Origin of the sequence: Streptomyces sp. NPDC058239 (assembly GCF_042882185.1) — a bacterium.
GTDB lineage: Bacteria > Actinomycetota > Actinomycetes > Streptomycetales > Streptomycetaceae > Streptomyces.
Window position 1 is genome coordinate 36,957 of record NZ_JBHVWS010000030.1, and the last position, 16,393, is coordinate 53,349.

Below are 16,393 nucleotides of genomic sequence, written 5' to 3' on the forward strand. Positions count from 1 at the left end.
GGGTCTCACTTCATGGCAGGGCGGGGCTGGTTCGGAGGGGCCGGGGCTCAGGAGGGGCGGCGGACGAGCTCCACGCCGAGCAGTTCCAGACGGACGGCTCCATCGGCGTCGATCAGCGCCGCATCGCAGCGCGCCCCCGTGCTGTGAACCTTCCGGGCTCGCAGCACACACCGCACCTTGCCGTCCACCGGGCCGCGCCGGTACACCCTGCACTCCGCGACGGCCATCGGCAGCGTCGCCGCATCGAGTACCTCCTGCGCCCAGAGCAGGGCGAGTTGGAGCGCGCCGTCCATGGCGGCCGGGTCGAGCGGCCAGTGCTCACCGGACCATTCCAAGTCGCGCACGCCCGCGACGATCGCCTCGGCTCCGTGCTCCGAAACACCGTGCAGCGAGTGGACGGAGTGGAAGCGGGGGCCGTGGAAGAGGCTCTCCCCGTCGTACAACTCGGTGCGGTCCAGCGGCTTGAGGTTGTCCGGGCTGCCCCACGTGGCCGGATCCGGCTCTTCGGCCCCGGTGTCCAGCACGGCCCGGAAGTGCGCCACCCCGTTTTCCCCGCGCAGTTCCGCCTCCAGCCCCGTCGACGAACCGGCCGCGCCCCGGCTGCCGTGCACGGTGAGCCGGTGGCCTGTGCCGGCCAGTTCGGGCAGGGTGCACTTCTGGTACACCCGCAGGTCGCGCAGGACGAGTGGGCCGGCACCCGGCAGCCAGGCGGTGGCCGCCCCCGCGAACCAGTTCAGGACCATCGCCACGGGCAGCACGGGAACCCCGGTGAGCGCGTGGTCGGCCAGCTGCGGCAGGTTGTCCGCCCGGACCAGCAGCTGTGCCGGACGTGGATCGCCGGCCGGGGACAGGGCCGCCGGATCGTCCCCGGCCACCAGGACGACGCGGGCCTCACCGGCTGTGCCGTCCAGCTCGGCCGTGAAAGCGGCCGCCCCCTGCTCCAGAGAGATCAGCGGAACCCCGGACCGGCCGAAATGCCCGGCCAGAGCGGGCGTGACCATGCCGCCGCGCCACGGCCCCCAGGCGACGCACCGCACCAGGCAGCCGGGGCGGCGGGCCTGCTCCGCTGACGCGACCTGACCCAGGATCTCGTTGGCCATGGCGTAGTCGCTCTGCCCAGCATTGCCGAACACGGCGGCCACCGAGGAGAACAGGCAGATCACGTCCAGCGGATCGTCCGCCGTCGCGGCCAGCAGCGTGCGCAGACCGTCCACCTTGGTGGACATCACCTGCTCGACCTGCTCGTCGGTCTTGTCGGCGATCCGCTTGTCGGCCAGTACTCCCGCACCGTGCACGATGCCGGTGACCGCCCCCCACGCGTCACGTACGTCGCGCAGTGCGGCGGCGACGGCGTCGCCGTCGCGGACGTCCACCTGGACGTACCGGACGGGGGATCCCGCCGCCTCCAGCGCCGCCAGCGTCGCCCGCACCTCGCGCGCGGCCAGGATCTCCCGGGCCCGCGCCGTGATCCGGGCGGGCGAGGAGTTCTCCGCGCCCTCGGTCGAACGCTCGGCGAGCAGACGGGTGAGCGCCGGTTCGTCGGCGGCCGACGCGAGCCCTGCGGGCTCAGGAGCCGGTGCTGTCCTGCCGAGCAGCACGATACGCGGACGATGGGTCCTGGCCAGGTCCAGCAGCGCGGCGGAGGTCACCCCGCGGGCCCCTCCGGTGGCCACGATCACCGACTCCGAGGTGATCCGCCGGGTGCTGCCGGGCATCACCGGCGCGGGTACCGTCCGCAGGGTGGTGCGGGTGCCGTCCGCGCGGAGACCTGCCTCCAGGTCAGGGCCGCCCTCCAGTAGTTCCCGCACGATCGCCTCGGCGACCTCCTCGTCGCTCCGACCGCCCCGCTCGCAGTCGACGGCCTTGACCGAGACACCCGGCCACTCCTTCGCCACGGTCCTGGTCAGACCGGCGACGCCGCCCAGCCACGCGCGGTCGGGTGCGTGGCCGTCGAGCCCGAAGTCGCCTCCGGTGTCCTGCACGGTCACGAACAGTCCGCCCCGTTCGGCGGCCTGTGCCACCACCGCGCGCGCCGCGCGGAACACCGACCGGTGGACCTCCCGCGCATGGTCCGGCGTGCTGCCCCCGGTCAGCCCGCCGAGGTGTACGACTCCGCGCGTGTCCTCGGGCACCTCCGCCACGGCGGTGGCGTCCACGCCGTGCTCCGCCAGCTTCCGTGCGACGAGGGATGTGATCGCGGCGCCGTCGGCGCCCCCGCCCGCCACCACGAGCGGCCCGTCCAGGAGCCCCGCCGTCGCCAGGCCGGACGCCGGTGACTCCACCGCGCGCGGCACCAGCCTCGTCAGCGCCGTCCTTTGCCCGGACCTGCTGCGCATGGCGGGGATCTCCGGGACGGCGGGGGGCCCGGTCACGGCCGGGGAGTTCGGCGCCGGGGCCCCCGGCGGCCGGCCGGCCGCGGTGAGCGCCTCGACGATCTCGCGCAGCGTGCGGAGTTTGCCGAGTTGTCCGATGTCTCCCGTCGCCACGTCGCCCACCCTCCGGCGTACGGCCGACAGGATCTCGACGCGCTTGATCGAGTCGACTCCCAGATCCGCCTCCAGCTCCATGTCCACGTTGAGCATTTGAGTCGGATAGCCGGTGAGCCGGGCCACCACCGAGAGCAGTAGTTCCTCCAATTCCGGCGCCGGCAGAGGCGCGGCATCGGCGGCCGGTGCCGAGGGGGCCACCGGGACGGCGGCCGGGGCCCGTTCCTCGGCGGCGACCGGTGCGGGCGACGGCGCCTCGCCGGGCCCGGCGGGTACGAAGGCGGGCACGGTCCCGGGAACGCCGATCGCTGCCGGGGGCGGTGTCGCGGGTGCCGGGGCCCGCCAGGGTGCCGAAGGACGGGGGATCGGCAGCGGTGCCGGGGGAGCCGGGGCGTCGGGCACGGCGCCGACGCCCTGTGCCCCGAGCATCGCGGCCATGGCGGTCTCGGTCATCCGCAGAAAAGCCATATGGCTTTCGGTCAGCATGCGTTGGCAGGCCGCGTGGGCCTGTGCCGTCTGCCGTTGGACGCTCTCCACCGCGGCGTACCACTCGGGGCCGAGGGCGGCATCGGGCTCGGCCCCGTACGCGGACACGGGGTCGTAGGCGGGCACGGGGTCGTGCGCCGGCTCGGCTCCGTACGCGGGTTCCGGTTCCCGGGCGGGTGCCGTCCCGTAGGCCGACGGCTCCGGAGTGTGGGCGGGAGCGGGTGCGTACGCGGACATGGGAACCGCCAGGATGTCGGACGAGGGGGCTGGATGCGGGTGGCGTTCCGGCGCGGGCACGGGCGGCTGTGGTTCGGCGGCTTCGGTGCGGGGCGGGTAGAGCTGACCGTAGTTGGCTCCGCTGATCTTCACGGTCATCCGGGGCTTGCGCTCCTTCACTGAGGTTCCGGGCGAGGCGTACGGCGCCCAGAGGGGATCGAAGTCGAGAGGGATACCGCGTACGGCGAGTTCACCGAGCGCGGTGTGCAGGGTGCTGACCCCGGACCGGTCCGCCCGGTCCAGGGGGACGGCCGAGTGCTCGCGGTCACCCAGGATCTGTCCGACCAGGCCGGTCAGCGCGGTGCCCGCGCCGACCTCGACGAAGGTCCGCACCCCTGCCGCGTACATCGCCTCGATCTGGTCCTGGAAGAGCACAGGTGAGGCCAGGTGGTCGGCGATCCGGCGGCGTACCCCGTCGGGCGACGACGGGTACGGTTCCGCGTCCGCGTTGCCGTACACCTCGATCAGGGGCTTCGTGAGCGGGACCGTACGCAGGAACGCGGCGAGCGGCTCACCGGCCGGGGCGACCAGCGGGCTGTGGAAAGCGGTCGAAGTGGTCAGCCGGCGTGTGCCGACACCCTCGGCCGCGAATGCCTTCTCGGCGCGCGCGACAGCCTCCCTCGTACCCGAAAGCACCACCTGACGCGGGGAGTTGAGGTTGGCCGGCCAGATGTCGCCGAACTCGTCACCGGCCAGTACCGCCATCACGTGCTCGCGGTCCGCCGCCACGGCCAGCATCGCGCCCGGTACGCCGGCCGCGTCCCGCATTAGCTCACCACGCCTGCGGGCCAGACCGACCAGAGCATCGGCGTCCAGGGCACCCGCGCAGTGCAGCGCCACCAGCTCACCGAAACTGTGGCCCGCCACACAGTCCGGTTGCAGCCCCAGACCCCGCAGTACGGCCAGCAAGGCGAGCGCGTGCACCGCGAGCGCGGGCTGCGCCCACTCGGTGGCGGCCAGAAGCGCAGCCCGGGCCGTGCGTTCCTCGTCGGTGAAGGCGGGCGGCGGGAACACCACCCGGTGCAGGGGCCGCCCGTCGAACCTGGTGCCGCCCAGCCGGTCCCACACGGCCTGGGCGGCCGGTGACAGCATCGCGAGGCCGACGCCCATCCCGACGTACTGGGATCCCTGCCCCGGAAACAGGAACGCGAGACGGCCGGGCACGGGATCCCCGAAGGCGTACCGGACACCGTTCGGTGTCGAGAACGCCGTGCCTGGCCGCTGCCGGATCAGCGTGAGCGCCTGCGCGTACTTCTCCTTCAGGTCCTCGGTGTCTGTGGCGACGACGGCCAGCCGCACCGGATCGGTGGGCGAGAACGTGCTGTGGCTCTCCTGGGCGAGCGCGGCCAGGGGACGGTCGCCGTACGTTTCCGGCGGCACCAGGTCGGACGGCGACGCGCCGCTGAACAGGACGAGTTCGCTCGGTGCGCAGCGATGGCGCGGCGGCACCCGGGCCAGGGTGCCCGAGGGTACGTACTCCTCCAGCGTGACGTGGAAGTTGCTGCCCCCGAAGCCGAAGCTCGACACCGACGCCCGGCGCGGATGACCGGCGGACCGCACCCACGGCCGGGCCTCGGTGTTGACGTAGAACGGGCCGTCCGGGGCGGCGGCCGCCGGCATCGGCCGGTCGACCTTGATGGTCGGCGGCAGCACCTTGTGGTGCAGGGCCATGACCGCCTTGAGCAGCCCCGCCGCGCCCGCCGCGCACTTGGTGTGGCCGATCTGCGACTTGACCGAGCCGATCGCGCACCACTGCCCGTCCGTACCTCCCGACGCCTCGAACACCTCGCGCAGCGCTGTCAGTTCGGCGGCGTCCCCGGCCTTCGTGCCGGTCCCGTGGGCCTCGACCAGCTCCACGGTCTGCGCACCGTAGCCCGCCTCCTCGTAGGCGCGTCGCAGAGCCAGTGCCTGACCGTCGGGAAGCGGCGCGTAGATCGCCGTACCCCTGCCGTCGGACGAGGTGCCGATGCCCCGGATCACCGCGTGGATCCGGTCGCCGTCCCGCTCCGCGTCGGACAGCCGCTTCAGTGCGTACATGACGACCGCTTCGCCGAGCATGGTGCCGTCCGCCGCATCCGAGAACGGACGGCAGTCACCGGTACGGGAGAGCGCGGGCGTCTTGGAGAAGCACAGGAACATGCCGATGTCGTTCCCGGTGTCCACACCGCCGCTGATCACCAGGTCGGTCCGCCCGAGCGTCAGCTCACCGACCGCCGTGGACAGTGCTGCCAGGGAGCTGGCACAGGCGGCGTCGGTGGTGTGGTTGGTGCCGTGCAGGTCGAACCGGTTGGCGATCCGGCCCGCTACGACATTGCCGAGCAGGCCGGGAAAGGTCGACTCCTGCCACGGGCTGAAGTGCGCCGAGATGCGGTCGCACACGGCCTGCGCCTCGGCCTCGGCGAGACCGCTCTCCCGCAGCGCCTTCAGCCACACCGGGCGATGCGCGCGCCCGTACATGTGCGGGAGCAACTCCAGGGAGGCTGCGCCGAGGACGACGCCGACCCGGTCCCGGTCCATGCCGGACAGACCGCCGGCGTCGGTCAGCACTTGGTCGGCGACCATCAGGGCGAGCAGTTGGGAGGTGTCCGTCGCCGACAGGTTGGCGGGCGGCACACCGTACGCCAACGGGTCGAAGTCAACCTCCGGCAGGAAGGCGCCGCGGCGGGCGTACGTCTTGTCGGGGGCGGCCGGGTCGGGGTCGTAGTGGTCCGTCACCAGCCAGCGGGAGGCGGGCACTTCAGTGATCAGGTCCCGGCCGCCGGTCAGGATCCGCCAGTAGCCTGCCGCGTCCGTCGCGCCGGGCACCAGGGCGCCGACACCGACCACGGCGATGGGCACCTGCCCACGGGTGCAGGCGGACACGCTGTCTCCTCGGGGCCGGACGGCTGCCGCTGACGCCTCCGGGGCGCCGGGGCCGCTCATGCCAGCCCGCGCGGGGTGTAGGCGAATGCCTCGGACGGCAACGGAACTCCATAGGTGCGCAGTTGATGGGCTCGGGTGAGCACCGCAGCGCCTTCGAGAAGGTTGAGCGCGATCTGCACCACGGACCGGTTCGCCGGTTCGGCCAGGAACGTGCCCGCAACCCAGCGGTTGAACGCGCCCGTCGCCGGCCCGCACCAGATCTGGTAGTCGGTACGTCGGGCCGCCTCGCCGGTGATCGCCCACCGACTGGAACTGCCCAGGTACCAGCGGAAGACCAGCGCCATACGGTGCTTCGGATCGGCCTCCGCACGCGTGATCTCCGAGGGATCGCGCTGCTCCCAGAATGCGCGCGTGTGCTGCCAGACCTCGTCGAACGAGGCGCGCAGCACGTCCCGTTCGATCGCGGCGCGCACTGCGGGTGGGATCTCCTCCAGCGAACCGTGCGCCCGGTAGGCCGCGTGGAGCCTGCCGGCCCGCTGGGCGAACATCGTCCCCCGGGACAGTACTTGCAGCGTGACACCCAGCTCGAACATGTCCGCCGCCGGCGCCATGGCCACGTCGGCGACATCCGCCTCGCAGAGCATCGCCTTGGCCTCGTCGGACAGGCCCGCCTCGGTGGCGGTCTGGTTCACCGATCCGACGACCACGTAGGACGCGCCGAGGGCGAAGGCGGCGGCCACCGCGGCCGGTGTGCCCAGCCCGCCGGCCGCGCCGATCCTGACCGGTCGGCGGTAGTCGAACCGCCGGCACAGCGCGTCGCGCAGCAGGGCGATCCTCGGCAGCAGGGCCGACAACGGCCGGTTGTCGGTGTGACCTCCGCTGTCGGCCTCCACGGTGATGTCCTCGGCCACCGGCACCAGGGCCGCCAGGCCGGCCTCCTGCGGGGTCAGCTTCCCTTGGACGACGAGCCGGTCCAGCAGCGCGGCCGGGGCCGGCGAGAGGAACCTCTCGGCCACCTCGGGCCGGGAGACCTTGGCGAACATCCGCGTGCGCCGGACGATTCCGCCGTCGGCGCCGCGGCGCAGTCCCCGGGCCGAGCACAGCACGACGGCCGGGGTGAGCTCCATGAAGGCCGACGCCGAGATCCGGGGCACACCGCAGCGCAGCAGCAGCTCGGCGACGCGGAACTCCAGCGCGGGTTCGGCCGGTGAGTGGATGAGGTTCACGCCCCAGTTCGAACGGGACCGCAGCTCCCCGGCCAGCGCATGCACGGCCCGCTCCACATCGGCATATGCCAGGCCGCCGGCGCCGAAGAACCCGAGCATCTCCGTCCGGGCCATCGCGGACACCATCCGGGTGGTTGCGATGCCGTTCGCCATCTCGCCCGCCACATAAGGGAAACGGACGCCGTGCGCCTCGCAGAAGGTGCGCCCGCCGAGCCACTCGGGGTACAGCGGCGGCAGCGTCCCGAGCACCGGGCCGCCGGGCACGGGACCGGCCGCGAGACCCAGTTCACGGCCGCTCGGCCCACTGACGATGTGTACGGGTTCCCGGATCCGTCGGGCCCGGGCGGCGATCTCCTCGGGGGAGAAGACCGGCGAGGACGCGGCGGGTGCGACGGGAGCGGAGAGGACGGACACGGAGGGGCTCCAGCGGGAGAGGAGGTGTGCGGGTCAGGCGTAGCGGGCGGTCGGGAAGGCGGCGGTGGGCGACGGGCCGGCGGGAACCCGGTCCCTCGGGACCAGGCCGGACCACAGGTAGTCGAGGTCCACCCGGTCGGAGGCCGCCGACGACCCGAACAGGGCCCGGACCCGGGTGTCGTCGAAGCGCCGTCGATGGGTCAGGTAGGCCGTCAGACCCGGGTAGAAGTCCACCAGCGCCTCCAGCGCCGACGGGTCGTCCGGCTCCGTGGCGACCAGGTCGATCGACAACTCGACCAGCCGTTCCAGCAGGGTTGCGATCGTGAGCACGGGCACATCGCGGTCGTGGACGACGTGGTACGTGTCGACTCCGCCCGAGGGCGTCCGGCCGGCCAGCCGCACCATGACCTCGGCCGCATGCTCCACCTGCATCAGGTTCAGCCGGCCGTGCGGATGACCCACCAGGCGGACGCGGGGACGGCCGCCCGGGTCGGCGCCGTTGGGGGCGTCGGGTCCGTCGCCGTCGTGCCCCGGGCTTCCGGGGCCGGCGGTGCGTCGCGCGTCGCGCAGGATCCGCTCGATGACCTGGAGCGGATGCGAGGGCAGTTCCGGGTGCGGCGGCAGGTCCGTGACGAGGATGCTCGGCCGCAGCACCACGACCGGGCGGCGGTGCTCCCGCGACCACGCGTGGATCAACACCTCCGCCTCGTACTTGGAGCGTTCGTAGGCGTTCTCGAAGCCGTACGCGTCGTCCAGCTCGTCCTCGTACGCCACCCCCTCACGCCGGCTCCCGGCGACGAAAGCGGTACTCACGTGGTGGACCACGGGTCTCTCGCGTCCGGCGGCGGCCAACTCCAGTACATGCCGGGTTCCTTCGACGTTGGTCCGGCGCAGCTCGCGAAGGTTTCCCTCCAGGTTGATGCTGCCCGCGCTGTGCCAGATCGCGCCGAGACCGTCGGCCAACTCCTGGAACGCGCGCCTGGACAGCCCCAGCCCGGGTTGCTCCAACTCGGTCTCCACCACCCGCAGTCGGCCGGGGAGTTCGGCGACGAACGCCTCGGGCACGCCGGTCAGTGCGAAGAACCGGGTGATGCGGTGCAGCGCGTCACCCGATCCCGCGTGGACCAGGACCGTCACCGACCGGTGTGTGTCGAGCAGACGGCGCAGCAGGCGCAGTCCGAGGAATCCGGTGGCGCCGGTGAGGGCGACGTGCATGACCTTGGCTCCAAGGGCTCCGAAAGGGACAGGACCACAACCGCGTGCGAGGGCGGTGAACGCTGGGGCCGTTGCGGCGGCCGGGGAGGCGAGATGTGGCCGACCGTCCCACGGCGCGGCATGACACCGGCGGTCGCGGCGTGCGCGGCCTGACTCGTCCGGCCGACCCGGTGCAACGGGCGTCCGCCGTCCTCCGGTTCCTCCGGCCCCGCCGGGGGCTGCTCAGGCCCTCTTCCGGGCTTGATGACCACTGGCGCACGGCACACAGTGTCAGACGGCGGACGGTGATGAAGCCCCCGATCCCACCGGCTCACCCGAATGAAGTACCCACGCCACGGTCCATGTGTGTCCCGGACAGCTTGTCGGAGCTCCCGCCGGGAGCCGGGGCACCCGGCAGTACGGACGCAACGGAAGCAGTCGGGACCGAGCGGGCCGCCCGGAGGACCGTCCCCCTTTCGGGTGATCTCGCGGGCGGTGGCCGACAGGCGGACCCGGGCGGCTCCGCGTCCCTGCCGGCGGGCGGTGACGGGTGTAGAGCCCGGTGGGGCAGGCGGGGAGCGCGTACTTCGGGGGCTGCGGGCGAGTACAGCCGTTCACCGCGGCCGGATATAAACCGTACTTATTCAGGTCCGAGGTGACGCGTTTGGCGTCGCTGCGGACGCGCACTGGTCGGCGGTCCTCCCAATCGGCGGTCCGTCCCGGTCGGTCGGGGTGGCCGAGCGCCCGGCCTCGCCCCGCCTGCCCGTCCCTTGGCACGAACTGGAGTTCCCCGATGCCCGTGTCCGATCCGTCAGCCCGGTCTGTTCTCTTCCCCAGCCACCCCGCCCACTCGGTCGACCGCGCGTTCCTCAGCATGGAGCGCCGCCACCCCGACGTCCGCTGGGACGCCGGCGGTGTCGCGTACCTGAGCGGTCCGCCCCCGAGCCTGGCGGACTTCCGCGCGTACGTGGGCTCACGCCTGGGCCGGCTGCCCCTGCTCACGAGCCGGGTCGAGGGCGGCTCACGGCGCCCCCGGTGGCGGCCGGATACGGACTTCACCGTCGACCGGCACGTCCACGAGGTGGTCGCAACGGGCCCCGCAGGGTGGGACACCGCCCTGAACACCGCGCTCGACGCGCCGTTCGCGCCCGGCACCTACTGGGGGGTCTGGCTGGTCCACGGCCATGTGCCTGATGAGTACGCCGTGTGCTACCGCTTCCACCACGCCTGCCAGGACGGTTCGGCCGCCGCGATGACGTTCCGGGCCATGCTGGGCGAGGGGGAGCCCTCGGCCCGCCCGGTGCTGAGGAAGGGCCGCCTGGCCGGTCTGCCCCGACGGGTGGGCACAGCAGTCGGGCTGACCACGATGTTCCTGGCCGGCTCCCTCGCCGTTCGCGGCCACCGTCCGGCCATCCCCTTCGTCCCCACGGGAGAGCGGCGGCTGTGGCGGGGCCGCGTACCGGCGGACGCCCTCCGCCGGATCGCTGCGGCACACGGCGGATCGGCCCACGATGTCCATCTGGCCGCGCTCGCCGGGGCGTTGTCGGCCTGGTCGGCCCGGTCCGGTGTACCGCTTCCTCGGGTGACGGCGCTGCTGCCCGTTGACGCACGCCGCCCGGACGAGGAACAGACCTGGGGCAACCGCTGCTTCGCCCTGCCGCTGCAGCTGCCCGTGCGGACCGCCCCGGAACACGGGACCGGATCCCGGGACGGCGACTCGCCCCTGAGGCGACTGGAGCACGTCATGGCCACGACCCGGAAACTGCGGGGCGAGGCCTGGCGGCAGGCCATTCAGGACCTGGTCCACTACATGCCGGACCGCCCGACCGAGTGGTACCTGCGAAGGATGCTCTCCCCGCGAGTCACCGACGTCATGGCCACGTCCATGCCGGTCGCCGACAAGGGAAGCCTGGGGGACAGCCGGGTGACGGGCGTCGCCCTGCTCCCCCTGCTCGTGCCCGGGCACCTCTTCGGAGTGGGCCTGTCGTTCTTCGGTAACTGGACCGAGTCGTCCTTCGTGGCTGACCGCGCCCTTCCTCTCGGGGAACTGCTTCCGGAACTGTGGGAGCAGGCCGTGGGTGAACTGGAGGGAACCTCTGCGCCGGTGTGAACGCGCAGGCGCCGGGGGCCGTACCGATCGCTCGGGTGCGGCCCCCGGCCAAGCCGTCCCTGTCAGACCGCTGCTTCGAGTTCTGCCAGGGCCGTCAGCCACAGCCCCGGGAGGTCCGCGCCGCGGGCGAAGGCCGTGTCGTGGACGACGGAGAGCGTGCACTCGGCCCGGTACCTGAGCAGCGTCAGGTGACAGAGCTGACCGGGCAGCGGAGCCCCCAGCCCGAGCGCGCCGTCCAACCGTGCCTCACCGAGGACCGGCTGTGGCACGGCCGCGGGGAAGTAGGTGCCGGTGAGGGAGGCGTGGCGCGGACGCATGAGCAGCCGCAGCGTGCCGAGACTCACCGGACGCGGCGCGCGCCGCATGAGAGCGCGGGAGGTCTGCATCCTCCGCTCGACGCGCCCTGGCTCCAATTGACATGAGAAAGAGGCGAGACGGCGGAGAGGAAGGGGCTCCTCACAGGGCAGCCGCAGACGCACCATGGTGAGGAAGTTGCCCACCGCGCCCCGTTCGCCACCGGTCCGGACCGACAGGGGCCAGAGGAGTGTGAGAGGAGCCGGACGCTCTTCCTCGGCCAGGGCAACAGCCCGCATCGCCCCGGTCAGCGCGGTCAGGAAGACCGCGCTGACGTCGGTACCGAGGGCCCGAGAGACAGCGAGCAGCCGCCGGGTCTGCACCGTCCCGACGGCCGTGGCGAGCTTCCCCGTCGGCGGCCGACGCAACACGGACCAGGTGCCGCTGCCCCGCAGGCTCCGGGCGACGTCGCTCATGATGCCCAGCACGGCACGGGAGGAGACCCGCCCCCCGCTGTTGGCGGGCAAAGACGTGTCCTGGACGCCGGGCGACCTCTGCGTTGCGACGCGGGGGGTGAACAGCGTCCGCAGTACGTAGTGGTGCCCCGCGCCGTCTTCCAGAGCGTGGTGGATGCGGAACACCAGCACGTACTCGGGCAGGCCAGTGGGTCCGGTGTACCCGTGAATCAGCCAGAGGTCCCAGGGCGGGCGGGGTGCGGCCGGCAGCGGCCGCATCAGCACTTCCTGGAGACAGTTCTGCCACTGCTCCCGGGGATCCGTCATGAGCAGATCGTGTACATGCTGACGCAGGTCGAGGTCCGGGATGGGAACGAAGCAAGGACGAGGCCCCAGCCCCTCTTCGACACGGTGGGTCAGCGTCGGAAGGTCCGCGAGCCTGGCCCGTACGTGCCGACGCAGGGCGTCCGGTGAGGGCGGCTCCCCATGGAAGCGCACCGCCCACCCCACCGCCAACTGGTGCGTGCCGGACATCCGGTGGAACACCTGGCTGAGCGGATCACAAGGCGTCGGCCGCCGGGGCGGGGCCGGCCACGGCGGGCAGGGCCGGGACGGCGCCGCGTGCGCGACGCCTGCCTGCTCGGCGTTCCCGGCGGAGGGCTCTTCGGTAGGAGCGGAAGTCAATTTCGATCCCGTGGCGGTAGGTGGACACGTACGTCTTGCGATGGCGGCGCCACTCACGCGCGATCGCCCGCGTCATGTCCGTCGGCGACGGCAGGGCGACCGCGCCCTGGATCAGCTCGGTGATCCATTCCGCCTGCGGTTCGAGCAGCGGGAACGCCGCACCGGAGGGCTGCGCGAGCCCCATGAAGTAGAGCCCGGGGATGCGGGGCGGGACCGTGCGCAGATAGAGCTCCGTGCGGCCGTCCGATACGGCGAACACGGAGGGCTCCAGGAAGGGGAAGGAGATCCTGTAGCCCGTGGCGTACACCACGGCATCCACCGATTCACGGCTGCCGTCCTTGAAGACCGCCGTGTCCCGGCCGAAGGAACTGACGCCGGGCTTCGGCCTGATCGCGCCCCGGGCCAGCTGGACGAGGAGTTCGTCGGAGGTGGAGGGGTGGCCGACGAGCGGTCCGCGGACCGGTTCGGGGAGCCCGTAACGAGCCGGGGCACCGCGGGAGAGCCGCAGGAGGAGCCGCAATGCCGGATCCTTGAGGAACCGCGGAAGATCGGACAGTGGGCTCCACACCAGATGGTCCGCCGGACGGCCGAGCAGCATCTTGGGGAACAGATGGGCCGCGTCGCGCGCGGAGAGGAACGTCCGCGCCGCCGTACGCGAGATCTCCGCCGCGATTTCGCACGCGGAGTTGCCCATGCCGATCACCAGCACCCGCCGACCGGCGTACGGGTCAGGAGTGCGGTAGTCGTGCGAGTGGATCGCGGGCCCCTCGAATTCCTCGGCGCCGGGCACGGCGGGGGCCGGGAGGCGCGGATCCCAGTGGTGCCCGTTGGCCACCACCACCTCTGTGTAGCGCCGCGTCTCCGTGGCCACGCCGCCACGGCGCCGGCAGACCACCTCCCAGCCGCCGTCGTCCAGGGGCCGCACCGAGGTGACCCTCGTGCCGAACACGATGTGGCGGTGCAGGCCGAACGACGCGGCGTAGTCCTCCAGATAGGCCAGGACCATGCTGTGGTGCGGAAAGACCGGGTAGGTCTCCGGCATGGCCAGGGAGGAGAAGGACATGCTCTCCTTCGAGATGTTCGCGTGCAGGGACGCGTACACCCCCGACATGCCGTTGTCGTTGCCGTACCGCCAGAGTCCGCCGATGCCCGACCCGGCCTCGAAGCAGTCGAACGGAACGTTCCGCGAGGCAAGGACCTTGCTCGCGGCCAGGCCGGACGGGCCGGCACCGATCACACACGTTCTCCGCATGACTGACCGAACCTTTCTCGCGCGTGCGTGACATCTCCGGCATCCACGTGAACGGGACCGCCAGAGGGGTGCGGCGACGGCGTCGGGATGGGCGGACCTGGACGCCCGGGCCCGGTACCTGACCCGAGGACCCGGGCGGAACCCGGTCGGACCTGCCGACCCGCAGCCCTGGCAACGCTAGCCGCCCGGTCGCCCCGAAACCTGTTTCCGCCGGCAAAGCCGCCGCACGTGTGACGCGGTGTGTGCCGGATTGACGCCGTGGAACGGAACCGCTCCTGAGCACCGTTTCCGTTGAGCTGCCTGCTCGTTGGGCACGGGCGGACCGGTTCCGCCGCCCATCGGAAGACGCGAACCGCTTCCGTGGCCATCCGGAAGACCTGGCACGACGGAGCAGCGCGATGGACGTCACAGATGTGCACCACTCCTACCGGCAGCACGCCGTTCTACGGGGTGTCGACCTCCGGCTGCGGCCCGGGGTCCTCGCCGGGATCGTCGGGGAGAACGGCGCCGGCAAGACGACGCTGCTGAGGATCCTCGCCGGCGAACTCCGGCCGGACCGGGGCTCGGTGCACCACAGCGGCAGGTTCGGCTACTGCCCGCAGTCCGTCGTCCTGGACGACTCCTTCACCGTCCGCCAGCACCTGGACTTCTTCCGGCACGCCTTCGGGCTGCCGGACCTGCGGCGAGCCGAGGAAGTGATGGAGACCCTGGCCTTCACCGAGTACCTCGACCAGCGCGCGGGTCTGCTCAGCGGCGGCTCACGGCAGAAGCTGAACCTGACCCTCGCACTCATGCACGACCCGGATGTGCTGTTGCTCGACGAGCCCTACCAGGGCTTCGACTGGGAGACGTACCTGCGCTTCTGGGAGCTGGCGACAAGGCTGCGCGACGCCGGACGCTCGGTGCTGGTCGTCTCGCACCTGGCGTACGACATCGAACGGCTGAACCAGCTGTGGCGCCTGGAGGACGGGCGCCTCCACCGCCAGGACCGGTGCTCGGAGGCGGCGGCATGAGGCGGCACTGGCTCCTGTTCACCACGGCCTCCCGGTACGCGCTGATCGGTCACGCCCGCAACCGGTTCGCGATGCTGCTGGTGGTGCTGTACATCCCCGTGTGGATCGCCCTGGCCTACATGACCATTCCCGACCGGCCGGCGCCGTTCCGGCTGCGGGCCACGGGCGAGGTCCTGACCCCGCCCGGCAATCACCTCACCCAGATCACCGGCGCGCTGAACGCGGTCACCCTGATCGCCGGGTTCATGATGTTCGCCGCCACCTTCACGGGCGGTGCCTTCGACCGGCGCCTGGCCATGGCGGGGTACCCACGTCACCACCTGGTCCTCGCCAAGCTGTCCGCGCTCACCCTGGTCTGCGCCGCCGTCGCGGCATACGCCACGGCCGCCGCGGGCTTCGCCTGGTCCCCCCGACAGCCCCTCATGCTCGCTGCCGCGCTGTTCTGCGCCGCCCTGACCTACGGCGCGCTCGGAGTGGTCTTCGGCTCGGTGCTCCGCCGTGAGGTGGAGGGCATGTTCGCCATCCTGATGATCAGCATCATCGACGTCGCCCTGCAGAACCCCCTGTCGAGCTCCGGGTCGGACAGCGCCGTCGTGCACTTCCTGCCGTCGTACGGAGCCGTGCAGGCCAGCATGTCCGCGGCCTTCTCCACCGCGCCGGTGGCCCAGGGCCTCGCGATCCAGTTGCTCTGGCTTCTGGGGGCGGCGCTGGCCGGGTTCATGGTCTTCCGCCGGCGTACCCGCGACGCACTCCCACCGGAACGGAAGCGACGCACCCCGGACCGCTCCGGACCCGGTGTGAACGCGGGCGCGCCCGCGCACGTGCCGGAGCCCGGCGCAGCCGCACAGCGCGTACGACCCACCTGACCGGCGGGCCACCGGCCGTCTGGCCTGAAGCTGCCGTGACCTGCGGGAGCCGGAGATCGTTCTGCAACCGGGCGTTGATCGTCGCCCGACCACCACATTTTTCATTCTTCACACAAGGAGCACCATCCCCATGACCCTTTCGCGTACCGTCCGGAGCACGGTCCTCACCGCGGCTCTCCTGTCCGCCTCCGCCCTGACCTTCCCCACCTCCGCGCAGGCGGCTCCGCTGCCGCCCGCGTGTCAGGAAGCGCTGCTCACAACCCTCGACAAGTTCCCCGTCGCGGACTTCACGGTCCCCGACAAGGTCCAGAGCGCCATGCTGAACGAGGTCGGGAACCTGAGCGAGGCCGACCAGCAGGCCTTCACCGAGAAGGCGTGCGCGGCCTGGAACAACTGGGCCACCAAGAACGGCCAAGCGGTGGCCACGGACCTGGACACCCGCTACCGGAACGCCGCCGGACCCGCGTGCAACAAGTTCACCACCTCCGCCATCGGGACGATCAAGAAGTACGCCCCGAACATCCCCGCCCAGACGAGGGAGTTGGAGAAGGTGGCCAAGAAAGTCTGGCAGAACGCCATGCAGAAGCTCGCCGTGGAGGCCACCAACGCCGACTGCCGTAAGGCCTACAACGGGGTAAAGGCCGGCTGGTAGCGAGACCCCTCGGATGACGCCCCCGTCCGCAGTCCGACGTTTCATTCTGTCGCCTGGCGTTTCCGTCCGTCGTCCGACCCGACGGCCTCGGTCGGCCACATCGACTCAGTAGCTGCGCGCAAG

9 protein-coding genes are annotated in these 16,393 nt (G+C 72.0%); 4 read left to right on the forward strand and 5 right to left on the reverse strand.

What is annotated here, in order from left to right; genetic code table 11:
• Positions 1-47 precede the first annotated feature (47 nt).
• The 3 genes from ACFVYE_RS27870 to ACFVYE_RS27880 are packed head-to-tail and all read right to left on the reverse strand — an operon-like array spanning position 48 to position 8,965.
• Positions 48-6,110 (reverse strand): SDR family oxidoreductase, encoded by a 6,063-nt coding sequence (locus ACFVYE_RS27870; protein ID WP_389607581.1) that lies wholly within the window; start codon positions 6,108-6,110, stop codon positions 48-50.
• A gap of 56 nt (positions 6,111-6,166) precedes the next feature.
• Positions 6,167-7,750 carry a PfaD family polyunsaturated fatty acid/polyketide biosynthesis protein gene (locus ACFVYE_RS27875; RefSeq protein ID WP_389607582.1) on the reverse strand — a complete coding sequence of 528 codons (1,584 nt, stop codon included), beginning with the start codon at positions 7,748-7,750 and terminating at the stop codon, positions 6,167-6,169.
• Between the two features lie 33 nt (positions 7,751-7,783).
• Positions 7,784-8,965: an SDR family oxidoreductase gene (locus ACFVYE_RS27880; RefSeq protein WP_389607583.1), complete on the reverse strand. Its 1,182-nt coding sequence runs from the start codon at positions 8,963-8,965 to the stop codon at positions 7,784-7,786.
• A 772-nt stretch (positions 8,966-9,737) separates the two neighbouring features.
• Between ACFVYE_RS27880 and ACFVYE_RS27885 the strand changes: the two genes are divergently transcribed.
• Positions 9,738-11,054, forward strand: a complete 1,317-nt coding sequence (locus ACFVYE_RS27885; RefSeq protein ID WP_389607584.1) for a wax ester/triacylglycerol synthase domain-containing protein — start codon at positions 9,738-9,740, stop codon at positions 11,052-11,054.
• Between the two features lie 62 nt (positions 11,055-11,116).
• Here the strand turns inward: ACFVYE_RS27885 and ACFVYE_RS27890 are convergent, their stop codons facing one another.
• Both ACFVYE_RS27890 and ACFVYE_RS27895 read right to left on the reverse strand, forming a co-directional pair.
• Positions 11,117-12,337: a wax ester/triacylglycerol synthase domain-containing protein gene (locus tag ACFVYE_RS27890; RefSeq protein WP_389607585.1), complete on the reverse strand. Its 1,221-nt coding sequence runs from the start codon at positions 12,335-12,337 to the stop codon at positions 11,117-11,119.
• A gap of 25 nt (positions 12,338-12,362) precedes the next feature.
• Positions 12,363-13,724 carry an NAD(P)-binding domain-containing protein gene (locus ACFVYE_RS27895; protein ID WP_389607586.1) on the reverse strand — a complete coding sequence of 454 codons (1,362 nt, stop codon included), beginning with the start codon at positions 13,722-13,724 and terminating at the stop codon, positions 12,363-12,365.
• A 413-nt stretch (positions 13,725-14,137) separates the two neighbouring features.
• On the opposite strand from ACFVYE_RS27895, the gene ACFVYE_RS27900 reads away from it, so the two are divergent.
• The 3 genes from ACFVYE_RS27900 (at position 14,138) to ACFVYE_RS27910 (ending at position 16,270) form a co-directional block, all read left to right on the forward strand.
• Positions 14,138-14,752 carry an ABC transporter ATP-binding protein gene (locus ACFVYE_RS27900; RefSeq protein WP_383975909.1) on the forward strand — a complete coding sequence of 205 codons (615 nt, stop codon included), beginning with the start codon at positions 14,138-14,140 and terminating at the stop codon, positions 14,750-14,752.
• Positions 14,749-15,618 carry an ABC transporter permease gene (locus ACFVYE_RS27905; RefSeq protein WP_389607587.1) on the forward strand — a complete coding sequence of 290 codons (870 nt, stop codon included), beginning with the start codon at positions 14,749-14,751 and terminating at the stop codon, positions 15,616-15,618. Before ACFVYE_RS27900 ends, ACFVYE_RS27905 begins: the two co-directional genes overlap by 4 nt.
• 130 nt (positions 15,619-15,748) lie before the next feature.
• Positions 15,749-16,270: a hypothetical protein gene (locus tag ACFVYE_RS27910; RefSeq protein ID WP_389607588.1), complete on the forward strand. Its 522-nt coding sequence runs from the start codon at positions 15,749-15,751 to the stop codon at positions 16,268-16,270.
• The last annotated feature ends 123 nt before the right edge of the window (positions 16,271-16,393 follow it).

Excerpts from the sequence above, each read along its gene's own strand:
- ACFVYE_RS27880 (WP_389607583.1), bottom strand. The coding sequence starts at position 8,965 with ATGCACGTCGCCCTCACCGGCGCCACCGGATTCCTCGGACTGCGCCTG.
- ACFVYE_RS27885 (WP_389607584.1), top strand. The coding sequence starts at position 9,738 with ATGCCCGTGTCCGATCCGTCAGCCCGGTCTGTTCTCTTCCCCAGCCAC.
- ACFVYE_RS27890 (WP_389607585.1), bottom strand. The coding sequence starts at position 12,337 with ATGTCCGGCACGCACCAGTTGGCGGTGGGGTGGGCGGTGCGCTTCCAT.
- ACFVYE_RS27900 (WP_383975909.1), top strand. The coding sequence starts at position 14,138 with ATGGACGTCACAGATGTGCACCACTCCTACCGGCAGCACGCCGTTCTA.
- ACFVYE_RS27905 (WP_389607587.1), top strand. The coding sequence starts at position 14,749 with ATGAGGCGGCACTGGCTCCTGTTCACCACGGCCTCCCGGTACGCGCTG.
- ACFVYE_RS27910 (WP_389607588.1), top strand. The coding sequence starts at position 15,749 with ATGACCCTTTCGCGTACCGTCCGGAGCACGGTCCTCACCGCGGCTCTC.